This window comes from Rhizobium sp. SRI_017, from assembly GCF_057586295.1.
The window spans coordinates 71,445-91,803 of record NZ_JBYCZP010000002.1 but is presented as its reverse complement, the minus strand read 5'-3'; the positions used below and the strand labels follow the sequence as shown (position 1 = coordinate 91,803).

21 protein-coding genes are annotated in these 20,359 nt (G+C 61.5%); 7 read left to right on the top strand and 14 right to left on the bottom strand.

Annotated elements, in window-relative coordinates:
* Nucleotides 1–541: 541 nt before the first annotated feature.
* The 4 genes from AC2YI2_RS05195 to AC2YI2_RS05180 all read left to right on the top strand — a co-directional run bounded on the left by AC2YI2_RS05195 (nucleotide 542) and on the right by AC2YI2_RS05180 (nucleotide 3,917).
* Entirely contained in the window at nucleotides 542–1,570 is a 1,029-nt protein-coding gene (locus AC2YI2_RS05195) for a CorA family divalent cation transporter (RefSeq protein WP_487385377.1), read from the top strand.
* 64 nt (nucleotides 1,571–1,634) lie between these two features.
* A complete protein-coding gene (gene ade / locus AC2YI2_RS05190; protein WP_487385376.1) occupies nucleotides 1,635–3,329 on the top strand; it encodes an adenine deaminase in 1,695 nt (564 codons plus the stop codon).
* A 56-nt stretch (nucleotides 3,330–3,385) separates the two neighbouring features.
* Nucleotides 3,386–3,649 carry a type II toxin-antitoxin system Phd/YefM family antitoxin gene (locus tag AC2YI2_RS05185; protein WP_487385375.1) on the top strand — a complete coding sequence of 88 codons (264 nt, stop codon included), beginning with the start codon at nucleotides 3,386–3,388 and terminating at the stop codon, nucleotides 3,647–3,649.
* A gap of 1 nt (nucleotide 3,650) precedes the next feature.
* Nucleotides 3,651–3,917: a Txe/YoeB family addiction module toxin gene (locus tag AC2YI2_RS05180; RefSeq protein WP_487385374.1), complete on the top strand. Its 267-nt coding sequence runs from the start codon at nucleotides 3,651–3,653 to the stop codon at nucleotides 3,915–3,917.
* Between the two features lie 25 nt (nucleotides 3,918–3,942).
* Here AC2YI2_RS05180 and AC2YI2_RS05175 read toward each other — a convergent pair whose 3' ends face one another.
* Together AC2YI2_RS05175 and AC2YI2_RS05170 are read right to left on the bottom strand one after the other, a co-directional pair.
* On the bottom strand, nucleotides 3,943–4,200 hold the full coding sequence (locus tag AC2YI2_RS05175; RefSeq protein ID WP_487385853.1) for an Atu4866 domain-containing protein: 258 nt from the start codon (nucleotides 4,198–4,200) through the stop codon (nucleotides 3,943–3,945).
* 109 nt (nucleotides 4,201–4,309) lie between these two features.
* On the bottom strand, nucleotides 4,310–4,438 hold the full coding sequence (locus AC2YI2_RS05170; RefSeq protein WP_487385373.1) for a hypothetical protein: 129 nt from the start codon (nucleotides 4,436–4,438) through the stop codon (nucleotides 4,310–4,312).
* Nucleotides 4,439–4,632: 194 nt separating this feature from the next.
* Between AC2YI2_RS05170 and AC2YI2_RS05165 the strand changes: the two genes are divergently transcribed.
* Complete coding sequence (locus tag AC2YI2_RS05165) at nucleotides 4,633–5,526, top strand: AraC family transcriptional regulator (protein WP_487385372.1); 894 nt, start codon at nucleotides 4,633–4,635, stop codon at nucleotides 5,524–5,526.
* Nucleotides 5,527–5,529: 3 nt separating this feature from the next.
* On the opposite strand, the gene vapC is transcribed toward AC2YI2_RS05165, so the two are convergent.
* From vapC to guaD, 3 genes are read right to left on the bottom strand one after another with little or no spacing between them, the layout of a single operon-like run.
* Nucleotides 5,530–5,919, bottom strand: a complete 390-nt coding sequence (gene vapC / locus AC2YI2_RS05160; RefSeq protein WP_487385371.1) for a type II toxin-antitoxin system VapC family toxin — start codon at nucleotides 5,917–5,919, stop codon at nucleotides 5,530–5,532.
* On the bottom strand, nucleotides 5,916–6,128 hold the full coding sequence (locus AC2YI2_RS05155) for a type II toxin-antitoxin system VapB family antitoxin (protein ID WP_487385370.1): 213 nt from the start codon (nucleotides 6,126–6,128) through the stop codon (nucleotides 5,916–5,918). The genes vapC and AC2YI2_RS05155 overlap by 4 nt, the downstream gene beginning before the upstream one ends.
* A 55-nt stretch (nucleotides 6,129–6,183) precedes the next feature.
* Nucleotides 6,184–7,491 carry a guanine deaminase gene (gene guaD / locus AC2YI2_RS05150; RefSeq protein ID WP_487385369.1) on the bottom strand — a complete coding sequence of 436 codons (1,308 nt, stop codon included), beginning with the start codon at nucleotides 7,489–7,491 and terminating at the stop codon, nucleotides 6,184–6,186.
* Between the two features lie 199 nt (nucleotides 7,492–7,690).
* Between guaD and AC2YI2_RS05145 the strand changes: the two genes are divergently transcribed.
* Complete coding sequence (locus AC2YI2_RS05145; protein WP_487385368.1) at nucleotides 7,691–8,734, top strand: hypothetical protein; 1,044 nt, start codon at nucleotides 7,691–7,693, stop codon at nucleotides 8,732–8,734.
* Between the two features lie 12 nt (nucleotides 8,735–8,746).
* Here AC2YI2_RS05145 and puuD read toward each other — a convergent pair whose 3' ends face one another.
* The 9 genes from puuD to AC2YI2_RS05100 all read right to left on the bottom strand — a co-directional run bounded on the left by puuD (nucleotide 8,747) and on the right by AC2YI2_RS05100 (nucleotide 19,478).
* Nucleotides 8,747–9,973, bottom strand: coding sequence for a urate hydroxylase PuuD (gene puuD / locus AC2YI2_RS05140; RefSeq protein ID WP_487385367.1), 1,227 nt, complete (start codon nucleotides 9,971–9,973; stop codon nucleotides 8,747–8,749).
* A 95-nt stretch (nucleotides 9,974–10,068) separates the two neighbouring features.
* Nucleotides 10,069–11,625 (bottom strand): tetratricopeptide repeat-containing sulfotransferase family protein, encoded by a 1,557-nt coding sequence (locus AC2YI2_RS05135; RefSeq protein WP_487385366.1) that lies wholly within the window; start codon nucleotides 11,623–11,625, stop codon nucleotides 10,069–10,071.
* A gap of 39 nt (nucleotides 11,626–11,664) precedes the next feature.
* Nucleotides 11,665–12,465: a xanthine dehydrogenase accessory protein XdhC gene (xdhC, locus tag AC2YI2_RS05130; protein WP_487385365.1), complete on the bottom strand. Its 801-nt coding sequence runs from the start codon at nucleotides 12,463–12,465 to the stop codon at nucleotides 11,665–11,667.
* A gap of 229 nt (nucleotides 12,466–12,694) precedes the next feature.
* Nucleotides 12,695–15,025, bottom strand: coding sequence for a xanthine dehydrogenase molybdopterin binding subunit (gene xdhB, locus AC2YI2_RS05125; protein WP_487385852.1), 2,331 nt, complete (start codon nucleotides 15,023–15,025; stop codon nucleotides 12,695–12,697).
* 5 nt (nucleotides 15,026–15,030) lie between these two features.
* Nucleotides 15,031–16,512 carry a xanthine dehydrogenase small subunit gene (gene xdhA / locus AC2YI2_RS05120; protein WP_487385364.1) on the bottom strand — a complete coding sequence of 494 codons (1,482 nt, stop codon included), beginning with the start codon at nucleotides 16,510–16,512 and terminating at the stop codon, nucleotides 15,031–15,033.
* 201 nt (nucleotides 16,513–16,713) lie between these two features.
* Entirely contained in the window at nucleotides 16,714–17,385 is a 672-nt protein-coding gene (locus AC2YI2_RS05115; RefSeq protein ID WP_487385363.1) for a glutathione S-transferase family protein, read from the bottom strand.
* Nucleotides 17,386–17,414: 29 nt separating this feature from the next.
* Nucleotides 17,415–18,005, bottom strand: coding sequence for a VOC family protein (locus tag AC2YI2_RS05110; RefSeq protein ID WP_487385362.1), 591 nt, complete (start codon nucleotides 18,003–18,005; stop codon nucleotides 17,415–17,417).
* 23 nt (nucleotides 18,006–18,028) lie between these two features.
* Entirely contained in the window at nucleotides 18,029–19,360 is a 1,332-nt protein-coding gene (locus tag AC2YI2_RS05105) for a phenylacetate--CoA ligase family protein (RefSeq protein WP_487385361.1), read from the bottom strand.
* On the bottom strand, nucleotides 19,350–19,478 hold the full coding sequence (locus AC2YI2_RS05100) for a hypothetical protein (protein WP_487385360.1): 129 nt from the start codon (nucleotides 19,476–19,478) through the stop codon (nucleotides 19,350–19,352). Before AC2YI2_RS05100 ends, AC2YI2_RS05105 begins: the two co-directional genes overlap by 11 nt.
* Nucleotides 19,479–19,588: 110 nt before the next feature.
* Here AC2YI2_RS05100 and AC2YI2_RS05095 point away from each other — a divergent pair, with 110 nt between their 5' ends.
* Nucleotides 19,589–20,278 carry a GntR family transcriptional regulator gene (locus AC2YI2_RS05095; protein WP_487385359.1) on the top strand — a complete coding sequence of 230 codons (690 nt, stop codon included), beginning with the start codon at nucleotides 19,589–19,591 and terminating at the stop codon, nucleotides 20,276–20,278.
* The last annotated feature ends 81 nt before the right edge of the window (nucleotides 20,279–20,359 follow it).

Genomic DNA, 20,359 nt, shown 5'->3' with positions numbered 1-20,359 from the left:
GGCGTGCCTGTGAGGCATAGGAGGCATCGGATGCCAGGCGGGGGTTGATGGTCCCGCGGGCCCGACATGCCAGCGATGGATGGCGGGTCTCACATCGCGGGCGGGTAGGCTGAACAAGCGTCCCCGTTCCCAAGGCATCCGGTGACGCAGAGGGACCGGAGTTGCGCGGGAAAAACCACCGAACGGGGCACGGAAGCGTGTCTTACCGACCGGTCCACGCCGGTCACTAACTGTGGCACGGTTTCGTGCCCCGGCCGATCCTTCATGCGAAGGCAAGGGGATCGGGAGACGTGCATGGTCAAACCACGGGGCAGAACGGCTCGCGTGAACGAGGAGACGTGGCTCGATGGAAGAAGAGACGAGATATCGGAACAAGATCGCCCCCGGCAGACCAGAGGAGGGCGAGTTGGCTCAGACATCCCGAAGGCGCAGCCGGGGCGCAAGCTCCGCGCCTTCGGGCCATGGGAAAGGAACACTTCACCCTGAGCGGAATCGGTCCTATCATGCGGCCCGACATATCCGACATCGGCAGGAGGCGGCCATGCTGGAGCGACAGAAACCCAATCTCAGCTATGGCGCCGAGCCCGGGCTGCGCTTTGCGCTGCTGCTCGACGGCAAGGGCGGCGGCGCACCGTTGACCATGGCCCGGCTTTCAGCCTGGACACCGGCCGACGGCACCGTCTGGTTCCATTTCGAGCGCGACCATCCCGCCACCGTCGACTGGGTGACCAAACGCGGCGGCTTCGACTCGCTGGTCGCCGAGGCACTGGTCGAGGAAGATTCCCGCCCACGCGTCGAGCCGATCGACGACGGCTTGCTCATCATCCTGCGCGGTCTCTGCGGCGCCCCGCCCGAAGAGGCCGAGGAGAAGCGCGAGGATATCGACCTAGTTCCGCTCCACATCTGGGTCGACGAGCACCGCCTCGTCTCGCTCCGCGACAGCGGCCATTATTTGACCGCGCTGCGCGACATTCGCCTGGCGTTGGAAACCGGCAAGGGTCCGCGCAGCACCGGCGAACTCCTGGCACTCGTCAGCGACAAGCTCGTCCGCGACCTCGAACCCATGCTCGACCAGATGGACGAGGAATGCGACGAACTCGACGACCTCGTCTTCGAGGGCAATGCCGGCGAGGTGCGCGAGCGGCTCAAGCTGCTCCGCCGCCGCTCCGTCCAGCTCAAGCGCTATCTTGCACCCCAGCGCGACGCGCTCTCCCGCATCGAGCATGACGACGCGCCTTGGCTCACCGGCCGCGACAAGCTCCGCATGCGCGAGGTGATCGACAAGCTGCTGCGCTTCATCGATTATCTCGACTCGATCCGCGACCGCACCGGCATCCTGCATGACGACCTCTCGACCGTCATCAGCGAACGCATCGCCCACAATTCCAACCGGCTCGCGGCTCTTGCCGCGCTGCTCCTGCCGCCCAGCCTTGTCGCCGGTCTCTTCGGCATGAATGTCGGCGGCATTCCCGGCGTGCATGAGGACTACGCCTTCATCGCCGTCGGTGGCTTCGTGCTGTTCATGTCAGCGATGACACTGTTCATCCTCAAGCGCATCAACTGGCTCTGATCCTTTTCATTGGCTTCGCCATACGCCCCGGCTAATCTGCCGCAAATCAGGATGGGAGTATCGGATGGGCAGACTCGAACGGATGATCGACCAGGGCACCGGCCGCGAGAAGGCCGACATCGTGCTCAAGGGCGGCCGCTTCTTCGACCTCGTCACGGGGGAATTGATCGAGTCAGACATCGCGATCTGCGAGGACCGCATCGTCGGCACCTGCGGCGCCTATTCTGGAGTCACCGAGATCGACATTTCCGGTCGCATCGTCGTGCCGGGCTTCATCGACACCCATCTGCACATCGAATCCTCGCTGGTCACGCCGCTGGAATTTGACCGCTGCGTCCTGCCCTATGGCGTGACGACCGTCATCTGCGACCCGCATGAAATCGCCAATGTGCTCGGCACCGAGGGCCTGCAATATTTCCTCGATTGCGCGCTGGAGACGATCATGGACGTCCGCGTCCAGCTCTCCTCCTGCGTTCCCGCCACCCATCTCGAGACCTCGGGCGCGGATCTCCCTATCGAGCGCCTGCTGCCCTTCCGCAAGCATCCCAAGGTCGTCGGCCTCGCCGAAATGATGAACTATCCCGGCGTGGTCCACAAAGACCCGATAGCACTTGCAAAGCTCGAAGCCTTCCAGGACGGCCATATCGACGGCCATGCGCCGCTCCTCTCGGGCATGGACCTGAACGGCTATCTCTCCACCGGCATCCGCACCGATCACGAATGCACGACGGCGAGGGAAGCACTCGAAAAGATCCGCAAGGGCATGCATATCCTGATCCGCGAGGGGTCGGTCTCCAAGGACCTCCACGCGCTGGCCCCCATCATCACCGAGCGTCTGTCGCCCCATATCGCGCTCTGCACCGATGACCGGAACCCGCTCGACATCGCCGAGCAGGGCCACCTCGACTACCTCATCCGCACCGCGATCTCGCTGGGCGCCGAACCCCTGGCCGTCTATCGCGCCGCCTCCATCTCCGCCGCCCGCGCCTTCGGTCTGCGTGACCGCGGGCTGGTTGCGCCCGGCTGGCGCGCCGATCTGGTCGTCATCGACAGTCTCGAAAACTGCAAGGCCGAAGCAGTGTTCTCAGGCGGCCGCAAGGTCACGCCGGAACTCTTCGCGACCCGCAAATCTGTCGAGCCGGTCGGCCTCGACAGCGTCCGGGCGCGCAAGGTCACCGCCGCCGACTTCGCTGTGCCGGCCCGCGATGGCGACAGTTCCGTCCTCGGCGTGATTCCCGGCAAGATCATCACCGAACACCGCCGCATCCGCCTGCCCAACAAAGGCAACGAAACTGCGGTCGATCTCGTCAACGACGTACTGAAAGTCACCGTCGTCGAACGACACGGCAAGAACGGCAACATCGCCACCGCCTTCGTCCAGGGCTTCGGCCTGAAAAAGGGCGCCATCGCCTCGACGGTGGGCCATGACAGCCACAATATCTGCGTTGTCGGCGCCGATGACGACGACATGGCGCTGGCCGCCAACCGCCTCTCCGAAATCCATGGCGGCTTCGTCGTCGTGGAAGATGGCAGGATCACCGGCGAAATCGCGCTGCCCGTCGCGGGCCTGATGAGCCTCGAACCCTATGAGCAGGTCCGCGACACGCTCCACCACTTGCGTCAGGCCGCCTATGCGCTCGGCTCCACTCTGCAAGAGCCCTTCCTGCAACTCGCCTTCCTGCCGCTGCCGGTCATCCCGCATCTCAAGATCTCGGACAAGGGTCTCGTCGACGTCGACAAGTTCGAACTGATGACGTGAATTTTGAAAACATCCATGACTTGTGCCATATATTGTACAAGTCATTGAGGTGATAGATGGATACGATTGTCTTCTCCAAAGCGCGCGCCGAGTTCGCAAGCCTACTCGACAAGGTCAACGACGATGCCGCGCCCGTCGAAATCGTCCGGCGTGACAAGCCGTCCGCCGTGCTGATGAGCAAGGAGGAGTATGAGGGCATGATGGAAACCCTCTATCTGCTCTCGTCCCCCGCCAACGCGGCACGCCTGCAGACGGGAAAGGCCGACATCGAAGCAGGTCGGTATTCGGAAAAGATTATTCCCGGCGTCAACGACAACTGACATGCTGCTGGCCTTCACGGACCAGGGTTGGGAAGATTGTGCCCATTGGCAGCAGAATGATCCGAAATTGGTCGAACGCATCAACGAACTGCTCAGGGACGCGATGCGACATCCCTTCCACGGTATCGGCAAACCGGAGCCGCTCAAGGGAGACCATATGGGGATGTGGTCGAGGCGGATCAATCATGAACACCGTCTGGTTTATGAGATCAAAGGAAAGGGCGATGACCAGATCCTGATCATCGCCCAATGCCGTTTCCATTACTGACCAAGGACTACGCCGACCTCACGCCTCAGACGCTATCCCGGCGATAGAGAACCATACCGGCATGATAGAGGATGCCGTCCTTGAAATCGCCATCGGCCGTGAAGCCAGTGTCGTCGCGATACTCTATGTGATCGCCCAAAACCAGGTACCGGCCCTCATAGGCCTTTTCCTTTTCGCCTCGGGCCTCGACATAGCGGCCGTCGGGCAGGAGTTCGTGGCGGATAAAGCCGTCGGCGGTCACCCAGAGACCTGAATAGGCTTGTGACGTCATTCCAACCCCCATCTCGGTTTCGTTGCGCTTGCGCGCTCCATCCGCGGGGGCAAAGCCCATTGATGCGAACGCAGCGATCAGTGACAGCGAAAAGGTCAGCGTGCCCAACAAAATTCCTTCTTTAGCCATTGAGCCACCTCGCTTCCTCGTTTTCGCGGTCGGCAACATATTTGCGGATTTTCTTGGCGCCCATATTGAAAAGCATCGCCGGGAAATCCCAAATGACATGGATGAGACTGTTCTGCGTCATGGTCTTTCCTTTCTGAAATTTGGTTGATCCAACGGGGACTGGTATAGCGCACCGCTTCGGAAAAGTGATAGACAGATCCTCCACCATGATTGCACAATCCTACAAAGCTGAAATTCAGCGATTGGTAGGTTTGGATTTCTAGGCTATCTCTGTAGTGCGAAAGGCAGACTTTCAATGAAAATTGGACGATACAGATGAGTGATCTACAGGAACTGGCAGAGACGATTGCCCGATACGCCGAACGCGATGGGGTACACGAAACGGCGGTACCGCGTGTTTCGATCGTCCGGATTTCCAGGCCGAGCGAGCCTATGCATGGTGTCCACAAGGCGGCGATCTGCATCATAGCCCAAGGCCGCAAGCAGATGATCATCGCCGACCAGACCTTTCGCTACGAGGCCTCCCAGCAACTTCTCGTGTCCTGCGACCTGCCTGTGATCGGGCAGGTGATCGATGCCAGCGAAGAAGAGCCTTACCTGTCGATGAAGCTGGAGCTCGATCCGGATCTCTGCACGGAACTGCTGCTGAAAATGCCGCCGGCGCCGGCCGAGACCGATTTCGGCCTCTCGATCGGCAGCACACAGCCCGATCTGCTCCATGCCATGATCCGCCTGCTCAAGCTGCATGAAACGCCCGATGATATCGCCGAACTGGCGCCGCTGATCGAGCGCGAAATCCTCTACCGGCTGCTCAAGAGCGAACAGGCGGGCTTCATCCGCCGCATGTTCGAGCCACAGCATCGCCATCGGCATGTCGGCCGCGCGATCAGCTGGATCCAGGAGAATTACAGCCGCGCCTTCACGATCGAGGAAGTCGCCTCGCTGTCAGGCATGAGCCCCTCGTCGCTCCACCAGCATTTCCGCGACGCGACGGCGATGAGCCCGCTGCAATACCAGAAACAGCTGCGGCTGCAGGAGGCGCGCCGGCTGATCCTGACGCGATCGCTCGACGCAGCGACCGCGGGCCATTCGGTGGGCTACGAGAGCCCCTCTCAGTTCAGTCGGGAATATAAACGCCTGTTCGGCGCGCCACCGCAGCGGGATATCGAGCGGCTGAGGCAGCAGCCGCAGGGCTACGCAGATGCATGAGGGCTAGAACTCGACCAGGCCGAGGTGCTCCACCATCGGGCGGAAATCTCTATCCCGATGAAGAAGGGCATGCCCATGTTGCACGCAGTAGGTACCAATTACAACATCGGCCTCTTTTCTGATTGTCACTCCAAGTGAACGCAACGTGCGATAGTTCGTTGCAGATTTGATCGCGATATCGGGACTTAGAATCGGTTCAATGTGAAAATGCCGGAATTCTCTCTCTAGCTGTCGCGCATGAAGGTCGCTCCGCGCACCGCGCAAGACTTCATACATGACGAGGTCGCCGACAAGGATATCCTTGATCGAGCGAACGTTGCGGAGTTTCCGAGTCTCCTCATTATCGATTTCTTTGAAAAGATCTATCCAGACCGAGGAATCGACAAAAATCATTGTTCCGATACCGGCATGAAATCCTTTCGCATCTCATCCAGATCGCCTTCCCAACCAATTCCCCAGAGCCTTTGAAGCGCAGCACGCCCTTCACGTTCTCGCACGAGTTGCTCAAGGGCTTCTTCAACCACTGCCTTCTTGGTCTTAAGGCCCGTAGCCTTCATCGCCTTCTTCAAAAGCTTGTCGTCGATATCGATATTGGTCCGCATGCCAGACTCCAATGTGTATCGTCCGAGCAGAATATACACATCGTTCCTGCAACCTTCAAGCAATCCCCGACTTCGCCGCTTGCCCCGCCACATAGGTCTCCACGATCGTCCGATCATCGCCCATCGTCTGCATCAGGAAGAGTTCCTCGGCCAGCGTCGAGACCACCTCCATCTTGAGCGCCATGGCCGGTACGGACGCGGCATTCAGCACCACCAGATCCGCATCGGAGCCGACATCCAACGTCCCGATCCTGTCTTCAAGCGCGAGCGCCTCGGCATTGCCGCGGGTCATGCGGTAGAAGCTCTCGAGCGGCGTCATGCGATCGCCCTGGAGCTGCAGCACCTTGTAGCCTTCGTCCAGCGTCCGCAGCATCGAATAGGAGGTACCGCCGCCGATGTCGGTAGCAATGGCGGCGCGGACGGGCTTGGGACGGCGCTCGAGGCGTTTCAGACCGAAGAGGCCTGAGCCGAGGAAGAGGTTCGAGGTCGGGCAGAACACCGCCACCGAACCGCTCTCGCTCATCGCGTCCGCTTCACGATCCGAGAGATGGATGCAATGACCGAACAGGCTTTTGCGGCCGAGCAGAGCATAGCGAGCATAGATATCGGTGTAGTCCTTTGCCTCCGGATAGAGCTCAGCGGCGAACCGGCATTCGTCGAGATTTTCCGAGAGATGCGTCTGGATGTGGAGATCCGGAAATTCGCCGGCCAGCGCCTGGGACATTTCCATCTGCTCAGGCGTCGAGGTGATGGCGAAGCGCGGCGTGATGGCAACGTGGTTGCGTCCTTTGCCATGCCAGTCGGCTATGACCTGTTTGGTATCATCATAGCCGCTCTGGGGCGTATCGCACAGGCCGGGCGGCGCATTGCGATCCATCATCACCTTGCCGGCGACCATGCGCATGTTGCGCCTGAAGCTTTCGGCGAAGAAGGCATCGGCGGAAACCTTGTGCACCGAGCAGTAGGCGACTGCGGTCGTCGTGCCGTAGCGGACAAGTTCATCGAAGAATTTTGACGCGATCCGGGCGGCGTGGGCGGGGTCGACGAAGCGCTGCTCCTCGACGAAAGTATAAGTGTTCAGCCATTCCAGGAGATTGCCGGCATAGGAGCCGACCACCTGCATCTGCGGGAAATGGATATGCGGATCGATGAAGCCCGGCATGATGAGATGTGGCCGGTGATCGATCGCCTCGACGTCCTCGGCCGCCTGCTTGCGGATCACCGCATAGTCGCCGATCGCCGTGATCTTCCCACGCTCGATCAGCAGACCTCCATCCTCGTGATAGACGTAGCTGCTGTCGTCCTTGAGGTCTTCCGGTTGGCGCAGAAAGGAGAGAAGACGGCCACGGAGCAGTCGGGTCATGAAAAATCCTAAGTCGGGTTGGGCTGATATCGAAGCGCTAGCATAGTCGAGTGCGCCGGCGCATCCAACACCTGCCGACGGCAGCGCAACAAGTGGCCGATGCCACACGCTCTAGGCTCAGGCAAGGCTTGGCCATTAGCGTCGATGGATCATCGATCCGAGCATGAATGCCCCCACACTCTTCCCAAAGGAGTAGGCCATGAACGAGCTACCGAATTCGCGGCAGATCAAGACAGAGTCCGTTGCGTGGCGGTTGGTCGAAACAACCATGGTCGATCCGGCCCGCGCCGTGGCCGACGAGGTCTTTGCCGAGAAGGATGGGTTACTCAAGATGAACCTGCTCGGTATGGCCGCGACAATCCATCCTTTCAGCGTGCCGCATCTGCCATCCACCGTACAACCGTCGTCGCTTTTTACCGTAGAGGCCTGGGGCAAGAGCATTGCCATGGCGCGCATGGTGGCGGTTAACACCGAGACCAAGCGTCTCCTCGTGGCCGCCGCACCGAAGACAGGATCCACTTTCATCACCGGCGCGCTGGAGCGGACCTATGATCTCGCCCGCGTCAGTCTGACCCTGCTCTCCGCGCGCAGTTACGGCCAGTATCAGTTCGGCGGCGGATTGCGGGATCACGATGTCGACGAACTGGCACTGATCACTGCGGCTTTTATCACCAAAGGTTTTGTCGCCCATCACCACATGATCGCATCGCCCTATCTCGGCAAGCAGGCCGAACTCTATGGCATCACGCCGGTGGTCACCAAGCGCAACTTCTTCGACACATTTGTCAGCTTCGATGACCACATCATGAAGCTACGCGGCACCAGCATCGTCACTCCCTACCTGCATTTCGGCTTTCCGGAAGGCTGGTACGACATGGAGTTCGATGATCGCCTAGAATTCTTGCTCGATTACCGGCTGCCCTGGTATACTCGCTATTACGCCAGCTGGCGGCTGACCGCACAGGAAGGCTTTATCGATCCGCTGTGGATCGACTATGAAAAGGACATTCTCGGCTCGAAGCAAGCATTGGCCGAAAAATTGGTGGAACGTGTGGGCGGCAACGAGGCGACCGCCGCCAAGCTCGCCGGAGAACTCGGCAACAGCGGCACGAGCGGGGATCATTTCAACAAGGGCGTGGCCGGCCGGGGCGCCAGGATCACGGGCAAAAACCGCCAGAAGATCGAGGACTTCGTCCACCGCTTCAAGATCGTCTGCGACCTGACCGATCTTCTTGAAGACTGACGCCAGCGGCGATCAATTCGCCACCGCACTCTCATACCAGGCAACCAGCAGCTTGCGCTCTTCCGGCGTCATCTCGGTGACATTGCCGGGTGGCATGGCGTGGCTGCGGGCGGCCTGCAGATAGATCTCGCGCGCATGCATGGCGATGCCATTCTCGCTGTCGAGATGCACGCCCTTGGGCGCCGAGATGATGCCTTCCCACGCCGGCTCTGCGGCGTGGCACATCGAACATCGTGTTGAAATCGTCTCCGCCGCCTTGGCAAAATGCTGGTCGGCCTTGAAGCGCTCGAAGATCGGCGCCAGCGCGGTCTCATCCTCACTGGTCAGCATCTTGGGCGCGGTCGAGAGCCACATTATCGCGACGAACAGCAGCGCGGTGATCAGCCACGTCCAGTGCGGTTCGCCCTTGCGGGCATGGACGGTGTTGAACCAGTGGCGGATGGTGACACCCATCAGGAAGATCAGTGCGGCGATGATCCAGTTGAACTGGGTCGCAAATGCCAACGGATAGTGGTTCGACAGCATGAAGAAGATGACGGGCAGCGTCAGGTAGTTGTTGTGCAGCGAGCGCTGCTTGGCGATCTGGCCATATTTCGGGTCGGGCGTCCGTCCAGCGATCAGGTCGGCGACCACGATCTTCTGGTTCGGGATGATGATGAAGAAGACGTTTGCCGACATGATCGTGGCCGTGAAGGCGCCGAGATGCAGGAGGGCGGCTCGGCCGGTGAAGACCTGCGTATAGCCCCAGGCCATGATGACCAGCGCGATGTAGAGCAGGATCATCAGGCCCCAGGTGTTCCTGCCCAGGGGCGATTTGCAGAGCTGATCATAGAAGATCCAGCCTACTGCGAGCGAGGCCATCGAGATCAGGATCGCGACCGGAGCGGAAACGTCGAGCACGTGGCGGTCGATGAGGAAGAGATCCGCGCCGCCATAATAGACCACGGCCAGCATGGCGAAGCCCGAGAGCCACGTCATGTAGCTCTCCCATTTGAACCAGGTCAGGTGCTCGGGCATGTTGGCCGGCGCGACCAGATATTTCTGGATGTGGTAGAAGCCACCGCCATGCACCTGCCACTCCTCGCCATAGGCGCCTTCGGGCAGACCGGGCCGCTTCACCAGGCCGAGATCCAGCGCGATGAAATAGAAGGACGAGCCGATCCAGGCGATGGCAGTGATGACGTGCAGCCAACGGACGGCAAAGGCCAGCCACTCCCAGGCCAAGGCATATTCATACATGGAGAACCCCGATCTTCTTTTCGGGGATTATCACCATATTTCGCGCTGCAGCGCAAAGGGGCGGCAGAGGTTTATCAAGGCTTCGGCAGAACAGCTCAAGCGTCGTCGCGCAGCGCGAGCAAGGGCCCGAGATACGGCAGATAGGGCTTGAGCCGGTCGGAATGGCCGCCATAGAGGGGCTTCTTGACCTGCAGGCTGCTGAGCGTCGCGACCTGGCTGCCATTGTCCTGGAAGGACAGGCAGCGTGGGTCGAAATCAAGACTGAGGAAATCAAGCAGGCGGCGCGTCTGGTCCTCCTGGTCGGAGACGATATCGGCGAGATCGACATCGAGGATGCGGCCGGGCACTACGTCGTGCCAATGCGCCATCAGGGACCGGTATTGCCGATAGTAACCCGCGAGATCGTCGAGGTCATGGCTGTAGCGATTGCCACCGGACGCGAAGAAGCTGGAATGGATCGAGAAGCAGGTCTCGACCGGATCGCGGCGGCAATGGATGAAGCGGGCCTCCGGCATGATCGCCGCGATGATGCCAACCCAGCGGAAATTCAGCGGCATCTTGTCGGTGAAGTGCGGCGCACGGTCGGCGACATCGCGCATGGCCGAGAGATAGGAGGATTGCATCTCCGCGCATTTCTCAACCGAGAATGCGCCAGCCGAGAGCGAGAGACCGGGGGCATCGGGCGTGATGAGAAAGCGCCGCACGAGGTCTGTCATGGCGATCGACTCGCCGCCGGCTGCGACTTCGGGGTGGCTCGACAGGATCTGCTCGATCAGGGTTGTGCCGGCACGCGGCATGCCGATGATGAAGATCGGGCCCTTGGTCGCACGGTCGGTAGACGGAGCTTCGCTGAAGAATTTTGCGTCGAAGAATTCCGCGAGTTGCTCGAAGACCAGCCGTTCGGTCGATGCATCATAAGGGAATTTCCGGCGGCGGAGCAGGTTGGCCTCTCTGAGCCGATGGAAAGCGCGCTCATGCAGGCCAGCCTTGCCGAGTGCGTCGAATAGCGCAAAGCCAAGGTCGATGCCGGCATCAAGCGGCAGGCTCTCCCGGTCGAGCAGCATCTCCATCTGTTTGATATGCGGGTCATCAGGGGCGTAGCGCGCCAGCCGCGCGAGATTGCGGTGTGCCGTGCTGTCGCGTGGCTCGCGCGCAATCAACTGCCGGAAACCAGATTCGGCGTCCTGGGACCGTCCGAGCGAGAGGTCGAGGAGCGCCAGGGAACGGAGATAGGTCGTCTCGGCAGGCGCAAGCCGCACCGCCTCGGCCAGTTCTGACCGGGCTAGCGCGGCATCACCCTGCTTTGCAAGAGCAAGGCCGAGATTGTGGCGGACCTGCGGATTGGCCGGCGCGAAGCGAGCCGCCATGTGGAGCGCCGAGATCGCCGCATCGATCTGGCCTATACCGAAGAGGAGCGTGCCGAGCTCGAAATGCCCTTCGGCACTATTTGGATCGACATCCAGTGCCGCGACATGAAGATGGAATGCACTCAGCCTGTCGCCGCGGGCAGCAGCCGAACGGGCTTGTGCCCGAAGTGCGACGGGATCGCGAAGGGCGGCATCGGCGGGCGACCGCCACAAGGCGTCCAGTATCTGCAGGTTGGCGTGGCGCTGGTTCACGGGCTCGCTTTCGATGGAGATCGCAAACAGCATTGCCCGCGAACACTTGCTTCTGGCTTATGGGCCTACGCGTCAGGCACCCGAAGGACCGAACATCGCCGTAAGGAGTTCTGCGGCGACAAGCGCCGCGATGACCTCCGGCCGCTTGTCCCGCACAGCGCTGCCCCCGATCGGCAATATCAGACGATCCATCAGCGACGCATCAAAGCCCTGGCGCGTCAGGTGATGAGCAAAGACGCCACGCTTGGTCTTGGAGCCGATCATGCCGACATAAGCAAGGTCACCGCGCTGGAGGGCCTCGGCGGCGATCAGGAAATCCAAGGCATGGTCGTGCGTGAGAACAATCGCCGCCCCGCCGGGCCGTATGTCCTGAACCAGACCCTCCGGCATGGCAACCAGACGGGTTTCGATCGTGGGGGGCAGATCTTCGAGCTCTGGTTCACGGGTTTCGATCATCACAACGCGGACCGGCAGCGGCGCCAATGCGGCAGCGAGAGCCCGGCCGACATGACCGGCACCGAAGACGAAGACATCTGGGTTTTGACTCTGCTGTTCGGCGAATCGCCTGCGCACGGCTTCGATGCCCGTCGCGTCGAGCCGGGTGAACGTCACTTCGACCACACCGCCGCAGCACTGGCCGCTGTCGGGGCCGAGGGTGAAAGTCATTGTCCCGTCGACCTCAGGTCCGGCCAGAATGCCACGGGCGCGGTCGATCGCCGCAAACTCAAGATTGCCGCCGCCGATCGTGCCCCAGAGACCGGTGCCGGAGACGAGCATGAAGGCGCCGGTCTCGCGGGGGGTAGAGCCCTTGGTGGCGGTGATGTCGGCGAGGATGATGGAGGTGGGTTGGGTGAGGAAGGCTTCAAAGGTCATGAGTGGGGCGCCTTCGGGTGGCGGCTACCCCCCTCTGTCCTGCCGGACATCTCCCCCTCAAGGGGGGAGATTCGATGGGGCGCTGTTCCACTCCTCATCTCCGTCGAATGCGCAGTTAACAACGCTGTATTGGGGCACGGCGAAAGCCGCCTGCGAATCTCCCCACTTGAGGGGGAGATGCCCGGCAGGACAGAGGGGGGTAAAGCCACGCCCATCAACGCCCTCGAAATCACACCGCCCGCATCCGCTCGACTGCCATCAGCACCCGCTCGGGCGTCGCCGGTGCGTCGAGTTTCGGGCACAGCTTGTAATCCGCCACAGAGGCCACGGCCATGGAGAGCGCCTCCAGCACCGAGACACCGAGCATGAAGGGCGGTTCGCCGACGGCCTTGGATCGGCCGATGGTCATTTCCTTGTTGACCGACCATTCGGCGAGGCGGACGTTGAACTCGCGCGGCCGGTCGGAGGCCAAGGGGATCTTGTAGGTCGATGGCGCGTGCGTCCGGAGCCGGCCCTTGCCGTCCCACCAGAGTTCCTCCGTCGTCAGCCAGCCCATGCCCTGCACATAGGCGCCTTCCACCTGGCCCTTATCGATGGCCGGATTGAGCGACTTGCCGACCTCGTGAAGGATGTCGGCGCGATCGACCATATATTCGCCGGTCAGCGTGTCGATCGAGACTTCGGATACCGAGGCGCCATAGGCATAATAGAGGAACGGCCGGCCCTGCCCGCGCGCGCGGTCCCAATGGATCTTCGGCGTCTTGTAGAAGCCGGCAGCGGAAAGATGGACGCGGGCCATATAGGCCTGCTTGATGAAATGGGCGAAGGGCACTTCCTCGCCGCCGATCCGCACCCGATTCGGCAGGAAATGCACGTCGGCGACCGGTACCTGCCAGCGCTCGGCGGCGAAGGCATAGAGCCGGTCCTTGATCTGGCGGGCGGCGTCATGGGCCGCCATGCCGTTGAGATCGGTGCCGGAAGAAGCGGCGGTGGCCGAGGTGTTCGGTACCTTGCCTGTCGTCGTCGCCGTGATCTTCACGCGGTCGATATCGATCTGGAACTCGTCGGCCAGGACCTGTGCGACCTTGGTGTAGAGCCCCTGCCCCATCTCCGTGCCGCCGTGGTTGAGATGCACCGAGCCGTCCTGATAGACATGAACCAGCGCGCCTGCCTGGTTGAAGGGCGTGAAGGTGAAGGAGATGCCGAATTTCACCGGCGTCAGCGCGATGCCCTTGCGGATGACCTTCGACGTCTTGTTGAAATCGACGATCGCCTGTCGCCGCGCCTGATAGTCGGAACTCGCCTCGAGCTCGTCGACGATGCGGTGGATGACATTGTCCTCCACCTTCTGGTGATAGGGCGTCAAGCAGCGCTCGTCGCCCTCGATCGCATAGAAATTCCGCTTGCGGATCTCGAGCGGGTCGACGCCGACGGCATAGCCGATCTCCTCGATGATGCGCTCGGCCCCGACCAGTCCCTGCGGACCACCGAAACCGCGGAAAGCGGTGTTAGAGACCGTGTTGGTCTTGATCGGCTCCGAGGTCAGCAGCACGTTCGGGTAGAAATAGGCATTGTCAGCGTGAAACAGCGCGCGGTCTGTGACCGGACCGGAAAGGTCGGACGAGAAGCCGCAGCGCGCGGCATAATTGGTCTTCACCGCGAGGATGTGGCCTTCGTCGTCGAAGCCGACATCATATTCAGCGAGGAAGTCATGCCGCTTGCCGGTCATGACCATGTCCTCGTCCCGGTCGGGCCGGAATTTCACCGCGCGACCGAGCCGCTTGGCAGCCAGCGCCGAGAGAGCCGCGAACTGATTGCCCTGCGTTTCCTTGCCCCCGAAGCCACCACCCATGCGTCGTGTATTCACCGTGACCGCGTGGACCGGAATCTGCAGGATATTGGCGACCATATGCTGGATTTCGCTTGGATGCTGCGTCGAGGACCAGACGATCACCTCATCGTCTTCGCCGGGAATGGCGAGCGCGATATGGCTTTCGAGATAGAAATGCTCCTGCCCGCCGATGCGCATCGCACCCTGCAGGCGGCGCGGGGCGGTTTCGAGGGCGGCGACAGCATCGCCGCGCTTCAGCGTCAGCGGATCGGTGACATTCTTGTAGCCGAGCGCGCGGGCATCGAGGATGTCGGTCGCGTGCGGCAGGTCGTGATAGGTGAACTTGGCCTTGCGCGCGGCGGCGCGGGCGATCTCGCGCGTCTCGGCAACCACGGCGAAAACCATCTGGCCGTGGAACTCGATGCGCCTTTCGGCGAGCAGCGGCTCGTCGTCGCGATGGTTCGGCCCGATGTCATTGTGACCGGGAATATCCTCGTGGGTCAGAACCAGGACAACGCCGGGCATGGCCTCGACCTCGGAGAGATCCATCGTGAGGATATCGGCATGCGCCCGGTCCGACAGGCCGGCCGCCATATGCAGCGCGCCCTCGGGCAGTACCATGTCGTCGATATAGTCGGCCTCGCCGGTGACATGCTTGTGGGCGGAATCGTGTCGGAGATCGCGGTGGGCGCCGCCTGTGATTTCTTCCTTGCGGATATCGACATCCATCTTGTTCATGCCTTGCCTCCCGCTGCAAAGCGCACCAGTTCGGCATCTTCGCCCTGGCTTTCGAGGAAGAAGCGAAGGATGAGGTTCTTCGCCGTCATCATGCGGTATTCGGCCGTCGCCCGCCAGTCGGTGAGCGGTTTGAAATCCTGGTCCAGCACTGCCATTGCCGTGCGGACATTCGCTTCGGTCCAGGGCCTGTCGAGAAGGGCTGCTTCGGCATTAGCGGCCCGCTTGGGCGTACCGGCCATGCCGCCATAGGCAAGACGGACCTCGCGTACGACATCGCCTTCCAGCCTGAGACAGAAGGCGCCGAGCACGGCGGTGATGTCCTCGTCGCGGCGCTTCGTGATCTTGTAGACTGAGAAACGCGTGTCTTCCGCCAGCACTGGTATGACAATGCTCTCGACGAATTCGTGACGCTCGCGATCCTGCCTGCCATATTCTATGAAGAAATCCTCGAGCGGCACAGTGCGTGCCCCTTCGCGCGAGCGAAGCGATACGTCTGCGCCGAGCGCGATCAGAGCCGGCGGTGTATCGCCGATCGGCGAGCCATTGGCGACGTTGCCGCCGATCGTGCCCATATTGCGAACCTGCTGGCCACCTATGCGCGGGATCAGCGTACCGAAGGCGGGATAATGCTCCGCCAGGGCCTTCAGGGCATGTGAATAGGTAACACCCGCGCCGATGCTGATGACGTCGGATCCGGCAGTGATGCCCTGCAACGCGCCGAGTCCATTGATGAAGACCACCGGATTGATCGGCCGCATCTGCTTGGTTACCCAGAGGCCGACATCGGTAGAACCGGCGACGACAGTCGCGTGCGGGTGGGTCGCCATAATCTCGGCAAGGTCGGCAGTCGAGGACGGAATATAGAGTTCGTCGGCACCGTCGACGATCCGCACCGGGCCGGCCAGCGTCAGTTCCGAGAGCCTCGCCTTGACCCGTTCGCGCATACCCTCGATCGGATCGAACACATCGGCCGGCCGAATGCGCGCCGCCGTTTCGGCCGCCTTCACGATCGGCTCGTAGCCGGTGCATCGACAGAGATTGCCTTGCAGCGCCTCCTCGATCGCCTGCCGGCTCGGATTGGAGTTGGTGAGCCAGAGGCCATAGAGCGACATGACGAAGCCCGGCGTGCAGAAGCCGCATTGCGAGCCGTGACAGTCGACCATGGCCTGCTGCACCGGATGCAGCTTGCCGTCCTCGCCCTTCAGGTGCTCGACCGTGACGACGTGGGTGGCATGCAGCGAGCCCATGAAACGGATGCAGGCATTGACGCTTTCATAGACGAGTTCGCCATCGAGCAGCCGGCCGACCAGAACTGTGCAGGCACCGCAGTCACCCTCGGCGCAGCCTTCCTTGGTGCCGGTCAAGCGTTTTTCCAGCCTGAGCCAATCGAGCAATGTCTGCCGCGGCGGCACCTTGGTGAGCGCCACCTCCTGTCCATTCAGAATGAACCCGATCTTATCCCCGAAAGCGATCGCCATCATGTTCCGCTAATTGTTGTTGTTTGCCCGCAGCCTGTGCGCAGTTGCGAAAAATCGCAAGAGGCAAATTTTTACCTTCCGGTAAAAAGTGACCGCAGCGAAACCGGCGGAATGAAGCGGAGGCCGGCAGGCAAACGCGCCAGGCGCGTCCCCCTGCCTGCCGGCCATCTCCCCCCTCGGAGGGAGAAACGGAGGCGAGCGTCAGACGACGAACTGCTTGTCCTTCAAGGATTCCCCGAAGCCGCTGATGACGGCAGACACGTCGCCCCAGCTCTTAAGCGACTTCATCCTTTCGAGCCATGCCTTCACATTCGGGAACTTCGTAAGATCATAGCGGATCAGTTCGCCGGCAGAGACGAAGCCCGCGCCCATATAGTCGGCGATGGTCACCTGGTCCCCCAGCAGGTATTTGTTGCCCTTGCCGAGATAGTGGTCGTTGAGCACCGAGAGCCAGAAGCCCGCCTTGTCGCGACCCCACTCCACCGCCACCTTCTGGCCGTCGTCGGTCGGCCGCTTGTGGTGTGGAAAAATCTGCGGATAGAGCATGTTGTACGCCCAGTCGCGATAGAAGCCGGTATTGAACCAGTCCATGACCTCGTTGACGCGAGCGCGCGCCTTCAAGTCTTTCGGATATTCCGGCATGTCGTATTTGTCGGCGAGGTATTTCAGGATCGCCGAGCACTCGGTCATGCGGAGATCGCCATCCTCGAACACCGGCACCTGCCGGCTGGGATTGATCGAGACGAAGGGCTCCTGGTGATGGGCGCCGATCATGAGGTCGACGACCTCCTCCTCGACATCTAGGCCCTTTTCGGCAATTAGCAGGCGGATCGGCCGGCTGGTCTGCGAGACGGGATGCATATAGAGCTTCATCGTTTCCTCCATCGATTGTCTCTGGTTTTTCACGCTTTAGAATAGGGATCCTTCGGACTGCGATCCGAAGAGAGGCTGCCGCGATTGCGCGCCGTGAGCGCCTCGATCGCATCGGCCAGGTGGATCTCGGTGATATTGTAATCGCCGCGCCCCACGCGGATCTTATGGGCTTCGAGCATCACGTCACCATAGCTGTAGCCAAAGGGCGGCTCGAAGCGATAGGAAGCGAGTTCGATCAGAAGGCCGAGCGGATCATTGAAATAGATCGAGTCCATGAAGCCGCGATCCTTCTGCCCGGAATGCTTGATGCCGCGCTCGTCGAGCCGCTCCACCGCCTGCCGGAACGTGGCTTGCGAGACCGAGAAGGCGAGATGGTGGACGCAGCCGATATCGGTCGGCGTCCGCGACGGTTCGGGCTTCCTGGTGTCGTCGGTGAAGATGGTGATCAGGCGCCCGTCACCCGGGTCGAAATAAAGATGGCTCTCGCTCGCCTTGTCGAGATTGGGCTGCTCGAAGACGAAGGGCATGCCGAGCACGCCTTCCCAGAAGTCGATCGAGGTCTGGCGGTCGGCGCCGACGATAGTAATATGATGCACACCTTGGGTCTGCAGTTTTCTCATCTCTTCCTCCTCATCGCCCGGCTTCATCGCCGCTCGGCGTCCGCTGCCAGGCTCCCGTCGACCAGCTTGGACTTGTAGTCGCTGCGGGGCAAGCTGCCCCACGGCACGAGCTCGATTTCGGCACCGACGACAAGCACGTCGCGGATGCGCTGCCTGATCCTGTCCGAAAGTTCTGTGGACTGTTCGGCATCCTCCGCAAGCTCCACGATGACAGGCAGTGGTGGCGCTTGTTTGACACCCTTGATCCCGGGCCGGATGGAAATGACGCCACTGACTTCGGGTCGGAACTGGTTGACGACCTCGCGTACCGCTGTCGGGAACAGGTTGACGCCGCGCACGATCAGCATGTCGTCAGTTCGGCCGATGCAACGCACGCGCGGTGCGGTGCGGCCGCACGTACAGCGGCCGACACTCATCCGTACGTGGTCGCGACTGCGGAAACGCAGAAGCGGTGCCGCGCGATGCTGGAGGTGCGTGTAGACCAGTTCGCCCTCGGCGCCATCCTCGATCGGCTTCGGCTCGCCCGTCTCCGGATCGATCAGCTCGAAATGGACGAAGCCGCGCCCGGAAAAATGCATGCCGGCTTGCGCCTCACACTCGCCCCACAGCGAGACCGAGATATCGCCGATGCCCATGGCTTCGGTGACCTTCGCCCCCCAGGCAGCTTCGAGGCGGGTGCGAAGCGCCGGCTCCCCGCCACCCGGCTCGCCGGCGACAAGGATGCTTCTCACACTCGACCCGGCGATATCGATACCGCGCGCCTCCGCCCATTCAGCAAGATGCAGCGCATAGGACGGCGTGCAGCCGAGGATCTCGGGCTTGAGGAATTGCACCGCCGCCATCAGCCGCTCGGTATTGCCGGAGCCGACGGGGATCTGGCAGAGGTTCAGCATATTGAAGGCATCGAGTGCGACGGCCGCGACGAAAGGGCCGGCATTGTAGGTTGAAACGATCTTCTGGCCCTTGGCGACGCCGGAAGCCGCATAGGAACGGGAGGATGTCTCGATCCAGTTGCCGAGATCGGAGCGGGTCAGCGGAATGTAGTTCGGCGTCCCCGTCGTGCCACTGGTCGAATAGATACGCACCACGTCATCCATCGGCGTCGCAAGATGCGTGCCAATGGGGTGATCGGGCGTCCGGCTGGCGCGGAGCTCGTCCTTTTCGGTCATCGGCAACCTGCCAATGTCACCAAGGCCGCCGACGCCAGCCGGATCACCGAAGCCAGCCGCCACCAGCTTCTTCCGATAGAAATCCGAATGCTCGAAGAGATAGCCGATCTGGGCGCGATAGAGCCGGTCATCAACCGCGGCTTGCTCGTCCCACGGCAAGGTCTCGACATCAGGATTATGCATCATTTAGCATCTCGAGCCGGCCCGTGAGGTCGGCCGTGAGGCTCATGTTACGCACGCTCGTGTCAGCTGCATCGACAGTGCCGATCGACGTCGTCGCCGGTCCCGCCTTGCCGGTCGGCATGGCTTCTCCTCCCCGAGTCTTTGACTCTTATTGTAGGACAATATTGGCAGCAAAATTGGGGCTGTCAATCATTGCTTTTCGGCGCTACCTCTAGGCCAAGGGAGTCGAGATTGACGAAGATCAGGGAATTGAGAGAGCGGCCGCATGGGCGCAAGGAGGCCTCGGTCGCGGATTATCTGAGTGCGGCGATCCTGAACGGCCGTTTCGTGCCAGGCCAGCGCTTGGTGGAGGCCGAACTGACGACCAATCTCGGCGTCAGTCGGGGGCCTGTCCGCGAGGCTTTCCGGCGGTTGTCTGCGGAAGGGCTGATCGAGATCGTGCCCAATCGCGGCGCGGTGGTGCGGCGGCTCTCCATGGTGGAGGCGCTTGAGCTTTTCGAGATCCGGATGGAGCTGGAGGCGCTCGCCGCGCGCAAGGCTGCCGAGAATATGAAAGATCTGTCCATCCGCGACGCCTTCGACAAGGCGGTGGCGCCGATCTGGAATGTCGAGCCGCGGCAGTCGACCGCCGATTATCTCCAGGAGAACCAGCGCTTTCACGCGGCAATCGTCGCCGCATCGGCCAATGGCCAGCTGATCAAGCTCAATCAGCAGCTCCACCTGTCGCTCATCCTCGCTCAGATCAGTCCGTCGCTTTCGTCCCATGTCATGGGCGCCTCGCTGAACGAGCACCGCATGATCGCCTCGGCGATCCGGGCGCGCAATGTCGAAGCAGCGGACCGCGCCATTCGTGAGCATCTCGGCCGCGCGCAGGAGATGATGCGTGCCACCCCGCCCGAGCTCTTCCGGCACGACAACTAACCTGAATCGGTTGTCGCCGCGCCCCGTGTGTCGAGGTGCGTTTATTTTCCTTTGACTTTCGTTTGCAGTTCAGATTGAAAA

What these genes read in the sequence shown, in the direction of transcription:
- xdhA (WP_487385364.1), bottom strand. Translation starts at nt 16,512, where the DNA reads ATGGCGATCGCTTTCGGGGATAAGATCGGGTTCATTCTGAATGGACAG.
- vapC (WP_487385371.1), bottom strand. Translation starts at nt 5,919, where the DNA reads ATGATTTTTGTCGATTCCTCGGTCTGGATAGATCTTTTCAAAGAAATC.
- AC2YI2_RS05175 (WP_487385853.1), bottom strand. Translation starts at nt 4,200, where the DNA reads ATGGGGGTTGGAATGACGTCACAAGCCTATTCAGGTCTCTGGGTGACC.
- AC2YI2_RS05195 (WP_487385377.1), top strand. Translation starts at nt 542, where the DNA reads ATGCTGGAGCGACAGAAACCCAATCTCAGCTATGGCGCCGAGCCCGGG.
- guaD (WP_487385369.1), bottom strand. Translation starts at nt 7,491, where the DNA reads ATGACCCGACTGCTCCGTGGCCGTCTTCTCTCCTTTCTGCGCCAACCG.
- AC2YI2_RS05165 (WP_487385372.1), top strand. Translation starts at nt 4,633, where the DNA reads ATGAGTGATCTACAGGAACTGGCAGAGACGATTGCCCGATACGCCGAA.
- AC2YI2_RS05185 (WP_487385375.1), top strand. Translation starts at nt 3,386, where the DNA reads ATGGATACGATTGTCTTCTCCAAAGCGCGCGCCGAGTTCGCAAGCCTA.
- xdhB (WP_487385852.1), bottom strand. Translation starts at nt 15,025, where the DNA reads ATGGATGTCGATATCCGCAAGGAAGAAATCACAGGCGGCGCCCACCGC.
- puuD (WP_487385367.1), bottom strand. Translation starts at nt 9,973, where the DNA reads ATGTATGAATATGCCTTGGCCTGGGAGTGGCTGGCCTTTGCCGTCCGT.
- AC2YI2_RS05100 (WP_487385360.1), bottom strand. Translation starts at nt 19,478, where the DNA reads ATGCCGACCGGCAAGGCGGGACCGGCGACGACGTCGATCGGCACTGTC.
- AC2YI2_RS05115 (WP_487385363.1), bottom strand. Translation starts at nt 17,385, where the DNA reads ATGAAGCTCTATATGCATCCCGTCTCGCAGACCAGCCGGCCGATCCGC.
- ade (WP_487385376.1), top strand. Translation starts at nt 1,635, where the DNA reads ATGGGCAGACTCGAACGGATGATCGACCAGGGCACCGGCCGCGAGAAG.
- AC2YI2_RS05180 (WP_487385374.1), top strand. Translation starts at nt 3,651, where the DNA reads ATGCTGCTGGCCTTCACGGACCAGGGTTGGGAAGATTGTGCCCATTGG.
- AC2YI2_RS05110 (WP_487385362.1), bottom strand. Translation starts at nt 18,005, where the DNA reads ATGAGAAAACTGCAGACCCAAGGTGTGCATCATATTACTATCGTCGGC.
- AC2YI2_RS05170 (WP_487385373.1), bottom strand. Translation starts at nt 4,438, where the DNA reads ATGACGCAGAACAGTCTCATCCATGTCATTTGGGATTTCCCGGCGATG.
- AC2YI2_RS05135 (WP_487385366.1), bottom strand. Translation starts at nt 11,625, where the DNA reads ATGCTGTTTGCGATCTCCATCGAAAGCGAGCCCGTGAACCAGCGCCAC.
- AC2YI2_RS05155 (WP_487385370.1), bottom strand. Translation starts at nt 6,128, where the DNA reads ATGCGGACCAATATCGATATCGACGACAAGCTTTTGAAGAAGGCGATG.
- xdhC (WP_487385365.1), bottom strand. Translation starts at nt 12,465, where the DNA reads ATGACCTTTGAAGCCTTCCTCACCCAACCCACCTCCATCATCCTCGCC.
- AC2YI2_RS05105 (WP_487385361.1), bottom strand. Translation starts at nt 19,360, where the DNA reads ATGATGCATAATCCTGATGTCGAGACCTTGCCGTGGGACGAGCAAGCC.
- AC2YI2_RS05145 (WP_487385368.1), top strand. Translation starts at nt 7,691, where the DNA reads ATGAACGAGCTACCGAATTCGCGGCAGATCAAGACAGAGTCCGTTGCG.